This window comes from Burkholderia sp. FERM BP-3421, from assembly GCF_028657905.1.
GTDB lineage: Bacteria > Pseudomonadota > Gammaproteobacteria > Burkholderiales > Burkholderiaceae > Burkholderia.
Window position 1 is genome coordinate 355,561 of sequence record NZ_CP117780.1, and the last position, 16,737, is coordinate 372,297.

The window sequence follows — 16,737 nt, forward strand, 5'->3', positions numbered from 1 at the left end:
CCGTCGGGAGCGGAAGGATGAGCTTTTTCACGCAGTACCAGGAAAGCCGGCTGTATATCGCCGCCAAGGCATCGACCGAGACCGGCTGGCTGGCCTATCTGCTTCCCGCCGCCCTACCGGCCGTGCCGGGCATCGACCTCGAACCCGCGCTGACGCAACGGCCGGGCTCTTTCCTCTTCTCGGCCAGCCCGCCCGACCTCGCCGCCGCCGCACTCGACGCCTTCATCGGCGCGGTGGACACGATCATCGCGCGCTCGCCGGCCGATCGAGGATTCCTGTGGCTCACCCAGCCTGACGCGCCGACGCCCGCCGGCACGGCGCTGATGGGCATCTCCGACAACGGCGCCTACGTCTCGAACCGACTCGACGCGCCCATCGCCGACACGTTGACGCTCAGCGTGCGCGCCGGCGTGACGCTGACGCTGGACGGCGACACGCTGCAACTGGGCAGCGCGAACGGTATTTTCTTCAGCGGCGCATCGGCGCCCGGCGTCACCCAGGCGAGCCAGGTGGCCGCGGGCAGCCTGCCGCTGTCCGGCGCGGCGCGAGGCTGCCTCGGCTTTACCGTGTTCCTGCAACGGCAGTTCCTGCACGACGGCTGGAACTGGGGCTTCCAGTTTCAGATTCCCCACGACGATCCGGTGCGCACCGCGCTCGGCGAATGGTTGCCCCTGGCGTTCGGCTATCTGCCCGACGCGGGCGAGATGCTGGGCTTCGCGGTCTCGTACGACCCGAGCGATCCGTGGAACAGGATCGCCGCCCAGGCAAACCGGAGCGTGCTGGTGTTTACCGGACAGAACCAGAACGGCGCCCCGACGGTGCTGGCGTCGCACTACGCCACCGCCCACGGCCAGCGGCTCTCGCTCGCGCCGGTCGCCGGGCCGCTCGACGCGCAGCCGCACGCGGCCCGCTTCCTGTTCAATCGCGGCGCGCCCAACGACAAGGGCAACCGCGATTTCCAACTGGCGCCCGAAGGCGATTTCGTCCTCCACACGGATGGCGCGGCGCCGGGCGTCGCGCACGATCTGATCTGCGGCCTGCAGGGCACCGAGTTCGTGTCTTTCATGCCGTTCGTCGAAGGCGCGCACGCCGGCGACCGCCTGCGCTTCACCGCCCGCGCCCCCGCGTACGCCGCGCGCTATCCGTTCACGGAGATCTCGCCCGTCGGCCCGCCCGTGGACGTGAACGCGCCCTTGCTGGATAGGACCTACACCACGTCGTGGGCGACCGTCGTGCGCGGTCCGGGCGCGACGGGCAAGGCCGCCTACGTGGCGCAGCCCCGAGGGGCCGCGCTGTATGGACGCGACACGCTGATCCATCCGCTGCGGCAGCAGACGCTGTTCGGCCCGATGACGCCCGCCGTGATGCTGCCCGAGAACCCGTTTCCCATCGTCCCCTACTCGGGCGCCGTGCCGGGCAACGGCATCACGTCGTTTTCCGCGGACCAGATGGCGCAGTTCGAGCGCGAGGTGCTCTCCCCCGCGCGCCGGCAATGCATCGCCGGCGCGAAGCCTGAGTGCGCCGCCAGCAAGGCGCATGCGCTGAACCTGCCGGGCACCGCGGACGCGGCGTGCTACAACACGACGACGCCGGCCGGCTTGCTCGTGAGCGTCAAGGCGGACGGCAGCTGGGACCAGATCCTGCTCGCCCGGAACCAGTCGTCCACGCTGCTGCAGATGCGCTTCCGCCGTCCCGGCGCGGCGCTTCAACAGGCCTTCGCGACCAGCAGCCTGTTCCTGGTGGTGGCCAACGCGAAGTCTCTGGGCGCGTTCTCCCCGGACGGCAGCGGCCGGAGTAATGCGCCGTCGACGTTCTCGAACCGGATCAACGTCGGCGACTGGGTGTTCGAGGCCGACGTGGGGCAGAACAACCGCTACGACGACTACACCGACGTGATGATCGTGAAAGGTCGGCGCGGCGCGCTGTGGGATCCGGACGATCCAGCGGGCAGCCTCGTCGCCAACCCCGCGCTGTGGACCCAGAAGGACGTCTTCGCCGCCCCGACCGACCGCGCGCCCAATCCCGCGCCGCCGCCCGGCGAGATCGTCGGCGAGCCGAACCCGGGCGAACTGGCGGCGCTCTCGTCCTGGCTGCAGCGCTACTTCCAGGACGCGCTCGACCAGGCCGAGCCCGAGTACTTCGCGAAGTTCAACGCCATCGCACGCAATCCGGCGTGGACGGGCATCCTGTTCCTGCGGATGAAGATCGCCGAGCTCCCGCGCGACCTGGTCGGGCTCGTGGCCGGCGTGCAGGCGCGCGACCGCTTCAACGCGCATCACCTCGGCATCGAGATCAGCCCGGTGGCGAACCGGCCCACCGCGAAATCCATCGAGCTGGAGACGAGCAGCTCGATGTTCGGCCTGATCTATTACGTGGACCCCGACTACGTCGCGCCGCCCCCGGGCGCGCAGCCGCAGCCGATACCGCCCGCGCCCGGCAACCTCTATCAGTTCCGCGTCCTCACGCTCAAGGCGTTGTTCGAGAACACCGCGGTCCAGCGCTTCCAGAGCCACGCGCAGCTGACGCTGGGGCAGCTTCTGGGCATGCCGGTCACCGGCATGGGCGCCGGCGGCAATCCGTACGCCACCGTCGTGCTGCGGGGACGCTACCAGGACAATGGCGGCCGCGCGGTCTACAGCCTCGGCACCACGGCCACCAGCACCTTCCATTTCGCCCATCCGCTGTTCAACAAGATCGAGCTGGACGGCGCGCAGATGTCGACGCGCGACGCGGGCGCGAGCGGCAAGGTCGCGTCGTGGTTCGCGTTGTCCGGCTTTCTCGATTTCGCCGTGGTGCGGGCGAACCGCGACAGCGCGAGCAAGGACGAGCCGTTCGACATCTTCTCCTTCGGCAGCCCGGCGGGGCAGCCCGGTCAATTGCGGCAAGGGCTCGCCTACGCGAACCTCGGACTGCTGATGACCTTCCCGGTCGCCGATCCGACGGCCGTGACGCTCGAATTCTCGGCGTCCGAGGTGCGCTTCGACATGCAGACGAGCACGCCGCGTCCGGGCAGCCTGTTCGTGAACTTCGCGCTGAGCCTGGAGGGGCTGACGCAAGGGACGGCCGAGTCCTCGCCCGGCGCCGCCGGCTTCCTGAACGTGGTCACCGACGCGCCCCTCGCCGGCGTCGACGGAAACGCGTGGTATGGACTGTCCTATCAGTTGAACATGGGGACGCCCGGAAATCTGGCGGGCACGGTCGGGCTGACCGCGGGGCTGCTGACCGCCTGGGCGCCGGACAGCCCCGGCGCCGGTGCTCACCGCGCGATGCTGGGGATCCGCCTGCCCGGCACCGGCGGCGGCGCCAAGGTGATCAGCCTGCAGAACGTGCTGCGATTGTCGATCGGCCAGATCCGATTGACCTACGACCGCAGCAAGGACGCGTTCCTCCTGATGCTCACCGAGATCGCGCTGCGCTTCATGGGACTGCTCAAGATTCCGCCGAGCGGTTCCACCCGCTTCTACCTGTTCGGCAATCCGAACAACGAAGGCAAGGCGTCGGGACTGGGCTGGTACGCCATGTACCAGCAGCCGCAGGAGCAGGAGAAGGACGCCGCGGCCGCGCGCGCCTTGCGCGCACGCCCCTCACTGAATCCCACCGGGAAACACGAACGGACATGACCCTTTTCGGCGACCTTTTTACCCACCTGCGCCAGCATGTCCGCTGGGACTTCCAGATGGCGCAGTCGGTGGAGGCCTTCACCCGGCTGCTGAACGGCGACGGCAACACGACCATCCGCATGTGGGTGGACGGGACGCCCGGCTCGGGGCACCAGACCTCCACCGTGGGCATCCTGCGCCAGCTCGTCGGCGCGCCCCCCGGCTTCGGATACACGGGCCTCATCGAGGTTTACTACAATCGCGCGAACGATACGCTGGCGAAGCTTTACATGCTTCTGCCCGAACTCGGAAACGCACCGCGCGGACGGGTCGGCAATGCCCAGGTGGACCTGATCGAATGGACCGAGCACGCCGCCGACCGGGTCCAGCTGGGCTTCACCGGCGGCGCGGACGACGTCGTCGAAGAGGGCAAGACTATCTCGCCGAACTACGCCCGGAAGATCGGGGTCGATTACCTGCTCCGGCTGCAGCCCTACCGCTGGCCCGCTTCGGAGCAGATCCAGTTCGCGAGCGACGCCCGTTCGCCCATCACGCTCACCGACGAGCGCGTGCTCGGCATGCAGAGCTTCCGGCAGCGCGCCTACTATGTCCGCACCCCGTTCCCCGTCCCGGACTGGGCGGTCTATGCGGGCGACCCGTCCAAGCAGCGGGCGGCGGAGATCGTGCAATGGCTCACGACCGCACCGGCGATGGACGCGCTGGCCTTCATGCCGGTCTACAGTATTCGCACCAGCGGCAATCTGCAGTTCAGCCCGCCGCCGCAAGCGCGGATGTTCGAAGTCGTGACCGCCGTGTTCGCGTCGCAGCGCGCCGGGGCGTTGCCGCGCCCCGGCGCCGCGTCGGCCTTCGTGCTGAGTTGCGACACCTTCGACGCCGCCGCGGTCGACGCGCTCGACCGGCTGATCAAAGGCGGCCCGACCGACGTGGAACTGGGGTGGCAGGAGCAACTGGAGCGAGGCGAGACACAGATCGTCGAAGTCTTCGGCAAAAGCACGACCAGGAAGATGACCGACAAGGAGCGCGCCGACCTGCAGCAACAGCTGCGCGGCCATGCGTTTCGCCGCGCCTACCTCGAAGGCATCGGTGCGGCCGGCCGCTTCGCGTGGCTGATCAACCCCACGCTGGAGGATATCCGGGCCAGGCAGGCGTGGCTGGCGGCGGCCCCGGACCGCGTCGTCTTCGTGCAGCTTGGCAGCATCCCCGAGCCGCTCTTCAACTACCTGCTGCAGAACGCCAGCCTGCCTCCCGTATTCGAGGGGCAGAATACCGCCAACACCATGCTGAACCTGGGCGGCAACTATCTGCATGTCGCGCGTCCCGCTTCGACGAGCGTGCAGTATCCGTCCACCGTGGTGAATTACGCGGAGTATCGCGAGGTCCTCACCGACGCGCCGATGATGCCGTGGGTGTTCGTTCCGCTGCTGCCGAGCCAGCTTCAAGCCATCGCGAACCAGCTCAACTGGCCGCTGGAACTGTGGCCGGCGCGCGCCGCCGAGAACCCGGCCGAACAGGTCGGTGGCTACATCAGGGACTACGCCGCACAAGGCGCGGACGGCCCCTACCGGCGGTATTTCGACACGATCCGGAATTTCTACCGGGACGTCAACAACGACAAGCTGCGCTACGGCGCCGCGTTTCTTCAATACATCGTGTCCCAGCAGCAGCCGGCGGCGGCGCGCGCGCGGCAACGGGCGCTCGCCTGCGCCGCGCCGTCGGGACCGATGCCGCCGCGCGCCCTCGACGCGCGGCCACACGCCCCCGTCACGGACGATTCCGCCGCACTCGAAGCGCTGCTCGCGCGCCTCCAGGACAACCGCGGCGCGGACGGGGCGCTGAATCTGGTCCCCGGCGCGTTTTCCGACGGCAGCTTCCGCCGCTTCTACACGGAGCTGCTCGGCGCCGGGAAGCGGCTCCTGATCGAGGCCAGCACCATCACGCCGGAGCGCGACGGCGACGGCGTCCTGGTGTCGATCGAGGTGCGGGGCGCGTCGGCCGCGCTCGGCTTTCGGATGGCGACCGTCTACACATTCACCGCGCCGCAGGGCGCGGTGGTCGGGAACGGCCGCTTCACGCACGACGATGCCTGGTCGCCGCCGGAACTCCCCTGGCTGCGCTTCTCGCGCCCGTTCGTGGAGCTGTACACGACGGACGCGGATCTGCCGTCGGTCGGCGCGGTCGGCGGCACGCTCGACTCGGCCGGCGTCGAGGTGGCGTTCAAGCTCCCGGTCAGCGACGCGATCTGGGAACTGGAAGGACACTTCCCGCGCCCCTATCCCAGCATCGCGAAGTTCTACCAGATGGCCGGCGGCGTGAACCTGCTGGCCACGCTGCCGGCGCCGTTCGGCGCGCTCGCCGGATTCGGGGTGAGCACGGCGCAGCTCGCCTACGATGCCGCCGCCGGCAAGATTCAGTACGTGGGCATCACCGCGACGACCCAGGAGAGCGTGTCCCTGCTCCCGGGGCTCACGATGCAGGACATCGGCGCGCAGGTGACCGTGCAGGACCCGGCCGCGCTGGCCGCGCGGCGCGTCGACTGGTCGGTTCAAGGAACGTTCCGGATCGGCTCCGGGCCCGATGCGGGCGTGGTGACGCTGGGCGCGAACGGCCCCGGGTTGGTGCTGCGCGGCCAGCTTGCATCCGGGCTGATCCGCCTGACGGACCTGCTGGCGATCTTCCTGCCCGGGGTCAAGCTCGACCCGCAGGGCATCCCGGTGATCACCGGGTTCGAGGCGAGCGTGACGCCCGCCACCGGCCAATACACGATGCGCTGCGACCTGAACGTCGGCTGGACGCTGACCTTCCCGGGGCCGACGATCGAGATCCGCAGCCTGACGCTGAACGCGAGCCGCAACGCCGGGCGCGTGACGGGCAACCTGTCCGGGCAGATCGCGCTGGGGAGCGCCGACCATCCGTTCCTGCTGACGGTTTCCGCCAGCTACGATCCGCAGACCTCGTGGACCTTCGGCGCGTTGCAGCAGCAAGGCACGACCTTCGACCTGGCCGTGCTCTTCAACCAGTTTCTTCCCGCCGAGTGGAAGATCACGCAGTCGCTGGAAATCGCGGACTTCAGCATCCTGATTCCCACCGCCAGCCGCGCCTACCTCATCAGCGGGCGCACCGCGTCGCCCTGGGCCGTGCCGTTCATTTCCGGCCTGAACGTCTCGGCCTCGCTGCGCGCGGGCTACCTCAGCCCGTCGCAGGCCGACGCCTCCGCCAAGGGCGGCTATGTCGGCCGGGTCGAGACCCAGTGGAACTGGCACAACATCGATCTCGCCGTCTGGTTCGACTACCGCCCCGGCGTCAGGCAGTACGGCATCACGTGGGGCATGCTGGAAGGCATCGTCCGCGGTCCCGACCCCGACACGCAGGACTGGACCGCCACGCTCCGCTTCACGGAAAGCACGACGCTCGGCTCGCTCATCGAAACCATGGTGTCGTGGGCGACCGGCTCGAGGTTCGGGCTCGAATCCCCGTGGGATCTCCTGAACGCGGTGCCGCTGTCGGGCCTCGCGCTCAAGTACACGTTCAACAAGAATGATCAGAACCGCAACACGGTCGCGTTCTCCGTCCTGCTCGGGCCGATCGACCTCGGCTTCGCGCGGATCGACGGCATCGACGTGAAGTACGCGTCCACCGGGGATGACCGTGGCGTGAGGGTGTCGCTCAAGGGCGCGTTCTTCTGGCAGTCGAACCCGAACGAACCGCTCGCGTGGGACGCGAGCGAGCCGGGCACGGCGCCCACGCCGCCGGGGAACGGCAACAAGTATCTCGACCTGCGCCTGCTGGCGATGGGACAGCACATCACGCTACCCGGCTTTGCCGCGGCCGACACGGTGCAGAAAGCCATCGCCCTCATGGAGACGCTGCCCCTGCCCAGGCCCGGCGAAGTGCCGCCCGTGGTCTTCGATCCGCAGAGCGCCTGGCTCATCGGCACCCACTTCGGCGTGCTGAAGATCGATGCCGGCGAATCGGGCGCGGGCAACGGCGCTGCGCCCGGCTATGCGCTGACGCTGCAGGCCGTGTTCAACGATCCGCATCTGTACGGGCTGCGGGTGGCGCTCGACGGCCCCGCAGCCAAGGTGTTCAAGGGCCTCGACTTCCAGATCATGTACCGGCAGGTGAGCGATGCGGTCGGCGTGTACCAGGCGGAGATCACCCTCCCCGACCGCATGCGCCATCTCACCGTCGGCGCGTACTCGATCACCCTGCCCACGTTCGGGATCGCGATCTATACCAACGGCGATTTCCAGGCGGACATCGGCTTTCCGTGGAACGAGAATTTCTCCCGCTCCTTCACGATCGAGGCCATCATTCCGCCCGGCATCCCGGTGATCGGCTCGGCCGGCTTCTACTTCGGCAAGCTCTCCAGCGCGAGCACGAACCGCGTGCCGGTTTCACCGCGCGGCACCTTCAATCCGGTGCTCGTGTTCGGCTTCGGCATGCAGGTGGGTTTCGGCAAATCGATCGAATACGGCATCCTGTCCGCCGGTTTCAGCATCACGGCCGTCGGCATCCTGGAGGGCGTGCTCGCCAAGTGGAACCCGTACCGGCTGACCGACGCCGGCCGCGAACCGTCCACCCAGCTGCAGGGCGACTACTATTTCTGGCTGCGCGGCACGGTCGGCATCGTCGGCAAGATCTACGGCTCGGTGGACTTCGCCATCGTCAAGGCCGACGTCAACGTCACCGTCAAGCTGCTGCTGCAGCTGACCTACGAATCCTACGTGTCGATCACGATCACCGTCATCGCGTCGGTCGACGTCGCGGTCAAGGTGCGCATCAACCTGGGGCTCTTCAAGATCACGCTGTCGTTTTCGTTCTCGATGCGGCTCAAGGAAACCTTCGCGATCGAGAACGCCGGCACCGCGCCCTGGCTCGACGACGGCCGGTCCGCGCGCGGCATGCTGCGCGCGCCCGTGGCGCGCCGGCTGTCGCCGCCCGTCCGGCTCGGCGGCGCCGCGCTCGACTGGCGCCGCCTGCAGCCGGGCGCCGTCACGGACCTGTGGGGCTATCTGGCGCCCGGGCTGACCGCGGCGCGCGACGAGTGGACGCCCGAAGGCGCACCGGCGAGCCAGCTGCCTTGCTGGGTCGCGTTGCTGCTGATCGAGGCCGCGCCGCCCGCCGGCCAGGACGGCGACGCGGGCGCACGCAAGGCGTCGGGCAGCGCGCCCGACACCTCGTTCGAAGCGCTCGCAAAAATGGTGCTGCGCTGGGTGGTCGCCGCGGCGCGCGGCGACATGACGGCGGCGGAAGTCGACCGGTACGTGGTGCCCGCCGCCGTGCTCGACTGGCTGGCCGGCGACGTCCTGGTCAGCACCGACGACCGGCCCGCGCCGATACCGCTCGATGCGGTGCAGGCCTTCCTGGCGACGCAGTTCCGCTTCAATCTGCGGATCCCGCCGACCGATCGGGATGCGACGGCGGATGCCGCGTACTTTCCCGCGCCGCCGCAGCTGCGCGTGACGCTTCCCGAGTACGGCGCGCACTATCCGGGCGCGTCGTACACGCTGGGCAGCTATAACGCGCTCGGCGCGGACACGCTCGTCGAATTGCGCGCGTGGTTCGATCAACTGGCCGTGCAGGTGGAGCGCGAGCAGAAGGCGGGCGGCGCGCGGCCCCGGATGCGCGCCGCGGAGGCGCCGCTCTCGATGGCGGGATGGATGTTCGCCGACTACTTCCTGCTGCTGGCCCGCCAGATGGTGAGGGCCGCGCAGGAGGCGCTGCGCGACTACAAATATCCGCTGAACGGCAGCGAGCAGGTGGACGGGATCGTGCAGTGGGTCAACCGCACGGGACAGCTCGACGGCGCCTACACCCTGCACGACGTCTTCGCGTCGAATCCGCAGCACACGCTCGCCGCGGGGAAGGCGCTGGCGCTTGGCGTGACGGTCGCGGTCGACGCGGCCCGCACGGGGACGAGCTTCGCCGCGCTCGCCACGCGCTTCGACGATGCCTTTTCCGCCAGCGCGCTGGCCGGCGCCAACGCGGCCGATCCGACGCTGCTGCGCGGCGGCGCGACGATCGTGTTCGCGCCGCACGCGCCCTATACGGTGGTCGCGAGCGACACGCTCGTCGGCATCGCCGCGCACTATGCGGTCACGTTCAACGACCTGCTGGCCGGCTCGAGCGTGCTGGCCGCCGACGGCCTGCTGGCCGACGGCGCGCAGGTGCGCTTCCCCTTCCTGACCCGCCCCGCGCTCGCGACCGATACGTTCGCGTCCGTCGCGGCGGCGCCCGTCTACGCGGGCGCGTTCAACGCGATCGACCTAGCCCTCGCGAACGCGGGACGCAGCGTGCTGCTCGCCGGCGCCAAGGTCGCGTACCCGGACAAGACGGCCTACATGGTCCAGCCGCGCGACACGCTCGGCGACGTCGCGAACGCGCTCGGCGTGAGGCTGGCGGACCTGGTGGCGAAGAGCGCCGTGCTGACGCAGACCGGGTTGCTCGCGCCCGTCGCCTCGCTCGCCCTGCCGCCGTTCCGGTACGCGACCCGGCCGGGCGACACCCTCGCCGGGGTGGCGGCGCGTTTCGGCGCGACGCTCGACGTGCTGGCGGACCAGTCCGCCAACGGCGGCGTCGTGGGCCTGTTCGCGGCCGACGCGCCGCTGGATCTGCCGCATCTGCCGCAATTCCCGGTCGGCGAACTGCTGGCCGAAGCGCAACGCACGGGCGCGCTGCAACACCTGTCGGGCATGGCGAGCAGCTACACGATGCATGGCATGCGCTTCCCCACGTCGGGCCGCACCGACGCCGGCAAGACCTGGTCCATCGTGCCGCAAGCGCGCGGCATGTGGGTGCGCGGCCCCGACGGCCAGCTGACGCTCCCGCCGCAAGCCGGACTCTACGCGCTGACGGGACAGCAGATCCCGCTGCCCACGCTCGACACCCATCCGTTCGCCGCCCGCTTCGACCGTGTCGACGGCGTCGATACGGCGTGGCTGCGCTTCGCCGATGCGCAGCATGCGCCGGTCGACCACCTCACCCTGAGCGTGACGCCCGGCTCCGCCGACGCCGTTCGCATCGCGCAGGTCGAACAGGCGGCGCGGACCCGCCTCGACGTGCCGCTCGACGCGCTCGGCGCGGGCGAGATGTTCCACGCGGCGCTCGCGACCTATCCGTTCACCTCGGCGTTGCCGTGGCTCAGCGCGGAACCGGCGTCGCTGCCGTACGGCGCGCCGCCGGCCGGCGGGCAGTCGCTGCGCCTGTGGCGTCTGCCGGACGCGCTCGCGGCGCTACCCGACCCCGCCGTGCGCGCGGTGAATCCGCGCTTCGCGCTGCGGGTGGCGCGCTACGACGAGGCCACCGGCGCGACCGATACGCGCCCGGTGGCCGCATACGGCTGGGCGTCGACGATCGATTTCACGGTGCGTCGCATCCCGCCGGTGGCGGAGAGTCCCGCGTCGGCCGCCACCTACGAGGTGATCGGCGCGGGAGGCGCGGCGATCGTGCTGCTGGAGCGCCTGCTGAGCCAGTTGCAGGCGAACGACGGCGCCTACGGCCAGTTGCGCGTGGGCTACGCGCCCGACGGCGCGACAGGCGCGGGCCCGGGCGTGCAGACGGACGGCGCGGCCAGCGTGACCCTGGGCATCGCGCAGGCCAACCTGTCGACCGAAACACGCCCGGGCGCGGCACGCGCGACGGCGGACCTGCTCGACCAGGCCCGGGCGCAGCCGGCACTCACGCTGCTCAATCCGCCGTCCGAATTCGTGCGGCTGCTGTGGGAAGCCAGCATCACCCGTTCGGGCGGCTTCTTCCTGTACTACTACGATCGCGCCGCGCAGCGCGGACTGCCGGATCACCTGTTCAACGATCGCGGCGAAGCGGCGCTCACGCTCGTCGTCCTGTATGCGAAACCCGCGCATGAGTCCGACCAGGATCGCGTCGCCGGCTACATGAACGCGGTCGCCACGGCGGACCGCTTCGACGGCGGCAACGCGGTGCTGTTCGCGGAAGCGGCGCCGGTGCCGACGACGGTCGCGGCCGGCGCGCAGACGCTCGCGGACCTGGCGCGGCAATGGTTCTGCGATCCGGCCGAGCTCGCCGAGGCCAACGCGCACGCCGCGCTCCGCGCGGGCGTGACGCTGCGCGTGAGCGAAGGCGTCTATCAGGCGCCGCCGGGCGGCATCGCGCTGCGGGATCTGGCGCAGCGCTTCGGGATCACCGTGCCGATGCTGAACCAGGCCAATCCGCGGTGGGGCGGACTGCCCGATCCGCTGCCGCACCCGGCCGCGATCCGCGTGCCGGATCTGATGCTCACGGCCGGTGCGCACGCGCACACCGCGTCGCTCGCCGACGTGTCCGGTTGGTACGGCGAACCCGTGGCGGCGCTCGGCGCGCACAACCGCCTGACGGCGGGCCTGTTTGCGGCCGGCGCGGCGCTCGCGATCCCGGGCGGGCCGCGCGTGCGCACCGCCAGCGTGCAGCCCGGCGTGCAGGCGCTCGCCGCGTCGCGCCCCGCGCCGCCGCCGGTGGACGGCGCCTCGTCCGCCTATGGCATCGCGTTGCTGCTGAACAATTTCAGCCTGCTCAACCAGCAGGTGCACGGCAACGTCGACTTCCGGGCCAGTCTTCCGCCCGGCCTGCCGGCCGGCCCCACGACCCGGCCGCTGGCCGCCAACGGCGACGACAAGATGCGCGTCGCGACGCCGGTGGAACAGGTCGAGACATGGAATTTCGGGCAGGCGCTGCCGTATGCCCGGTTCGCGAAGCAGGTTCCGGCGTTCGACCGCGCCGGGCTGCCGCCGGCGAAGGACAGCCCGTACCTCGGGGTGGGCGGCATCCTGCAGGTCTCGTTCTCGTGGCAGGACTACTACGGCAACGTGCTCGCGACGCGGCTGTCGGACCCGAAGGCCGGCGACCCGCCGCCGCTCAACGACGCCCCGCTCCTCACCGGCTACACCGACCCGCTCATCGCGCTCTCGCAATGGCCGTCGGTCGCGGCCAGCTGGCGCGTGACGCCCGGCGGCGAGGCGGGCGCGCCGCGACTGCGCATCGGGCTGGGCTTCGATCCGGGCCGCTACCAGGGGCTCCTGCGGGCGACGGCAAACGCGGGCACCACCGTCGTCGTCGTCTTCACCGATGCGCTCGACGCCGCCTCGGCGAGCGAGCCCGCGCACTGGCGGCTGGCGCAGGGGACGGTGATCGCCGCCGTGCCCGGGGCCGACGGCAAGACCGTCACGCTCACGGTCTCGCCGCTCGCGCGGGACACGCGTCACACGCTGGTCGTCACCGACGTCAAGGCGAAGAACGGCGAGACGCGCTACAGCGGGCAGGCCGCGTTCGACTGGCCCGACCATCCCGCCACGTCCACCAGCACGGTGCAGCAGAACGCCGCGCAGGATCTGCACGTCTACACGCGGCTCTATTATCAGTTGACCGATCCGGCGAGGATCGCGTTCTCCGTTCAGTCGACACTGCTTGCCGGCGCCGACGGGCAGCCCGGCAGCCTGCCGCTTCCATCGGGCGACGTCGACCGGCTGACGAACTGGCTGTTCGGTACGGGCGGAGCGGCGAGCATCTTTGCGTTCGTGCTCGACCGTTCGCGCTTCGGGACGGGCAGCGCGCCGCCCGCCGCGGCGCTCGCGCTCGATCTGGCCGTGCCGCCCGCGGCCCTGAATCCGGCCCAGGTGTTCCCGCTGTGGACGTCGTTCACGCTCGCGCGCAGCGGAGGCGCGGTGCTGGCCGGCCTCGAGGCGACCGACGGCATACGCAGCGCCAGCACGCGGATCGCGCCGCTGCAGGATGCGATCGGCGCGGGCGGCGGCGCGCTGGGACTCGTCACGTTCGCCACCGGGTTCGAGCAGGCGCTGTCGGCCGCCGGCCGCTTCCGGCTGAAGGTCGCCACCGGCGTGGACCGCACCGCGTCGCCCGCAACGGGCGGCGGCGGCGCGCTCTGGGCCGTGCGGCTCGGGCTCGCGGCCGGACAGGCGATCTCGTACGCAGTGACCGATGCGGGCAAGCCGGCCGTGTTCGCCCCGCAACCCGCGAGCAATCGGCTCATCAGCCGTACCGACGTGCCCCTCTACGATTACGCGACCGGCAAGGGCATCAGCGCCACGCCGTCGCGGCGCGCCGACTTCACGGACGTGGACCTGGACACGTGGTGCGCGCAACTGTTCGCGGCGGTCGACGAGGTGCTCACGCCGCCCTTCACCGCGCCGATCCAGATCGTCGGCGAACTGAAGTCCGACGACTACCTGCGGAAAATCCTGGCGGGCAAGAAAAGCCTCGCGCGACTCGCGAAGCTGTGGATGATCCCCGTCTTCGCGGGCGAGCAGGCCGATCCGAGCGCCGCGCGCGAAGCGTTCTATCAGCAACTGCTGGTGCAGTTGTCGGCCGCTTACACGACGCGCGCGGCCGTGGAGTTCCACGCGAACGTCACGGCCGACGTGGCCGGGGCCGGGGCCGATTTTCCGCCGCGCCTGTTCGGGCCGGTGGTGCGGCTCGGGCCGACGTTCGAAGCCGCCACCGTCGCGATCGATACGCTCGCCACCGTCCTCCTGCTGTTCAGCGATCCGCTCGATCCCGCCGCCGCGGGCGATGCGGCCAACTACGCGCTGAGCGACGGCATCGGCGTGGTGTCGGCCGCGGTCGCCGACGCGACCGTCACGCTGACGCTGACGCGGGCGGTGCAGCCGGGGCAAACGACGGTCACCGTCGGCAAGCTCCGGGATACGCAGAAGCGGCCGCTCCGTGCGCCGCTCACCCGCACCGTCACCACGGGTTCCGCGGATCTCCCGGCGAGGACGCTCACCTTCAGCGCGCCGAAACTCACGCTGCAAACCGGTCCCGCGCGCAACCTGACGTACCTGCTGAATGCGCCGGCATCGGTGCGCGGCGCGGGCGGCGAACTGGTGTCGTACGTGGAACTGGACATGGCCTATCGGGGCGACCAGATCGAGCATCAGATCGGCGCGCTTCCCGGCATCGACGGCTATCAGGCCTCCACCTGGCTCAGCTTTGTCGCCCCCGATTCCGATCAACCGCTCACCGCCGAACTCGGCGGCTTTGCCGTGCCGATGGTGCTGCGCGCGTTCCCGGCAAGCCCCGGCATGACCGCCCAGGAAGGCACGCCCACCCATGATCCCGACGAGGCGGCGCTGTCCGACCTCAAGCGGTGGGACTACGCGCTGACCTACTCGCTCCCGTTCCACTACCCGCAAGACAGCGTGTCCGGCACGGTCGAGTTCAATCTGCGCAAGCGGTCGGCGCTGCGGGCGGGCTTCCCCGACGCATTCGCGCAGCTTGCCGAGTTCGTTACCGTCTTCCCCCAGGTGAGCCGCGATCTGCAAACCCTCCTCGCCGACATCGACGCGACGGTCGAGCCCGCCAAAGACCAGCAGAAGATCGACGATGCCGCCGTGGCGTTGCAGTCGTTCATCCGGCTCGTCGACGACCTGGTCCGGGCAGCGGGCGGCGCGCACGAATCCGCCGGCCCCGGCCTGCGCTTCGCGCCGCAGCCGCGCGCGCGCGCGGGCGACCCGCTGCTCACCTACGCGTTCATCGTCGAGGAACGCTCGGCCCGGGTGGGCGATACCGAACGCGCGCTGGTGGTGTCGCTGTCAGGCGCCGTGCCCGAAGGGATGGGCGCGCCGGTAGTCGAGGTCGATCCGGCGCGCTACGCGGCCGAACCCTGGACGCCCACCGACGGGGCCGCCGGCGAGACCGACCGCTTCCATTACGTGTACCGACGCAAGGCCGGCCCGGGGCCCGACGGCGCGTACCTCACGGCCGCCGACGGGCAGGCCATCGCCGAGCGCACCGTGCGGCTCCCCGCGCTCGACATCCTGGAGCGGCAGGATGCGTGGTCCACCGTCTGGGTCGAACGCAACCGCGAACTGGTGCCCGGCAGGCCGTCGGCCGATGCGTTCGTCTACACCACGCCGGAGGTTCGTTTCGCGAACCCGCTGTACCCGACGAACGACGCCGCCGCCGAAGTGGACGTCTCGAAGGTGCCCACCGGCAAGCCGGAGATGCGACCCCTGCAGGCGCACCTTGACGCGTTGTTCGCCGCACTGCTGCCGCACGACACCCAGCCGCAGATCGCGGTGCAGGTCGAGGCGACCTACGCTTACACGCTGAACGACGCGTTCGAACCCATCGTGCTGCCGGTGCTGATGCAGGCGCCGTTGAGGGGCAAGGTGACGGGAACGGGCGCGGGTGCGCCGGACGGGATGACGAGCGCCTGGGCGGACGCGATCGGCGCGTGGTTCTCGGCTTACCTGCCGGCAGACGGCGGGACGCTGTGGCTGGACCTGACGCTGATGTCGACGCTCACCGACGAACCGATGCCGCTGCTGCGGCTGCGCCGGCTGAAGTTGCCGATCGGGCAGGTGGCTCCGCCGCTGCCGTGCCGCTAGCGCGAGGCCGCGCGTGGGCGCCCGCCTGGGCCCGGTGGGCGACGCCGCCGCTCCTCGGGCTCCTGCTTGCCGGCCACGCCGGCGGGCAGACGCCCGGCGCGCCCACGGTTGCGCGCTGTTCCGTCGTCATCACGGAGTCGTCCGGCACGACGGTCGCGCTCGACTACGCCGGGCTCCCGGGGAACCAGCCCGGGCGCTACGGCGACTTCGTGGCGCTCTGGCCGAACAGCGTCGTGCCGTGGACGGCCGCGCCCGCCGCCCGGCTCGCCATCCCGACCGACGGCGAGATGGGAAGCGTGGTGCTCACGGGCGTATCGATCAGCCGCCTGCCCTATACCGTGGCATATGGCGTCGGGCCCGCGGTGAGCGATGCGTGCGCATCGGCGTTGCTCGCGCCCGACGGCTCGACGGGCATCGTCGACGCGGTGTCGCTCGAACTCGTCTCGTCAGGGCCCAATACGATCTCGCTTCGCTACCACACGCTGTCCGGCTATCGTCCCGCCACCGAGAAGAACTGGATCGGTCTGTGGCGCGGACGCGCGAGCCCGTATAACGCGCCGGCGCCGCTCGCGCGGCTGCGGATCGCGCAGGACGTGACCGACGACACCGTGTCGATCGACGGCGTGACCCTGGCCGCGGGAAACCTTTATACGGTGGTGTATTTCATGGGCGCGCCGCTTACCAGCGCGGCGGTGCTGCTGACTTTCACGGTCGCGCCGCGCTGAGCCGCACGGCGGCATGCTCCGGGCCGGGTCGAC

At 70.6% G+C, this 16,737-nt stretch carries 3 protein-coding genes; all 3 read left to right on the plus strand.

Annotation, left to right across the window (positions count from 1 at the left end; all coding sequences use genetic code 11):
- The first annotated feature begins 17 nt into the window (after nt 1-17).
- Genes Bsp3421_RS02445 through Bsp3421_RS02455 form a run of 3 tightly spaced genes read left to right on the plus strand, consistent with a single transcriptional unit; the run spans nt 18 to nt 16,704 of the window.
- A complete protein-coding gene (locus tag Bsp3421_RS02445; protein WP_273995197.1) occupies nt 18-3,620 on the plus strand; it encodes a hypothetical protein in 3,603 nt (1,200 codons plus the stop codon).
- Entirely contained in the window at nt 3,617-15,979 is a 12,363-nt protein-coding gene (locus Bsp3421_RS02450) for a LysM peptidoglycan-binding domain-containing protein (protein WP_273995198.1), read from the plus strand. Before Bsp3421_RS02445 ends, Bsp3421_RS02450 begins: the two co-directional genes overlap by 4 nt.
- Nucleotides 15,970-16,704 carry a hypothetical protein gene (locus Bsp3421_RS02455; RefSeq protein WP_273995199.1) on the plus strand — a complete coding sequence of 245 codons (735 nt, stop codon included), beginning with the start codon at nt 15,970-15,972 and terminating at the stop codon, nt 16,702-16,704. Before Bsp3421_RS02450 ends, Bsp3421_RS02455 begins: the two co-directional genes overlap by 10 nt.
- Nucleotides 16,705-16,737 lie beyond the last annotated feature (33 nt).

Bases quoted from the DNA above. Each gene is read 5' to 3' on its own strand.
- Bsp3421_RS02445 (WP_273995197.1), top strand. From the start codon at position 18: ATGAGCTTTTTCACGCAGTACCAGGAAAGCCGGCTGTATATCGCCGCC.
- Bsp3421_RS02450 (WP_273995198.1), top strand. From the start codon at position 3,617: ATGACCCTTTTCGGCGACCTTTTTACCCACCTGCGCCAGCATGTCCGC.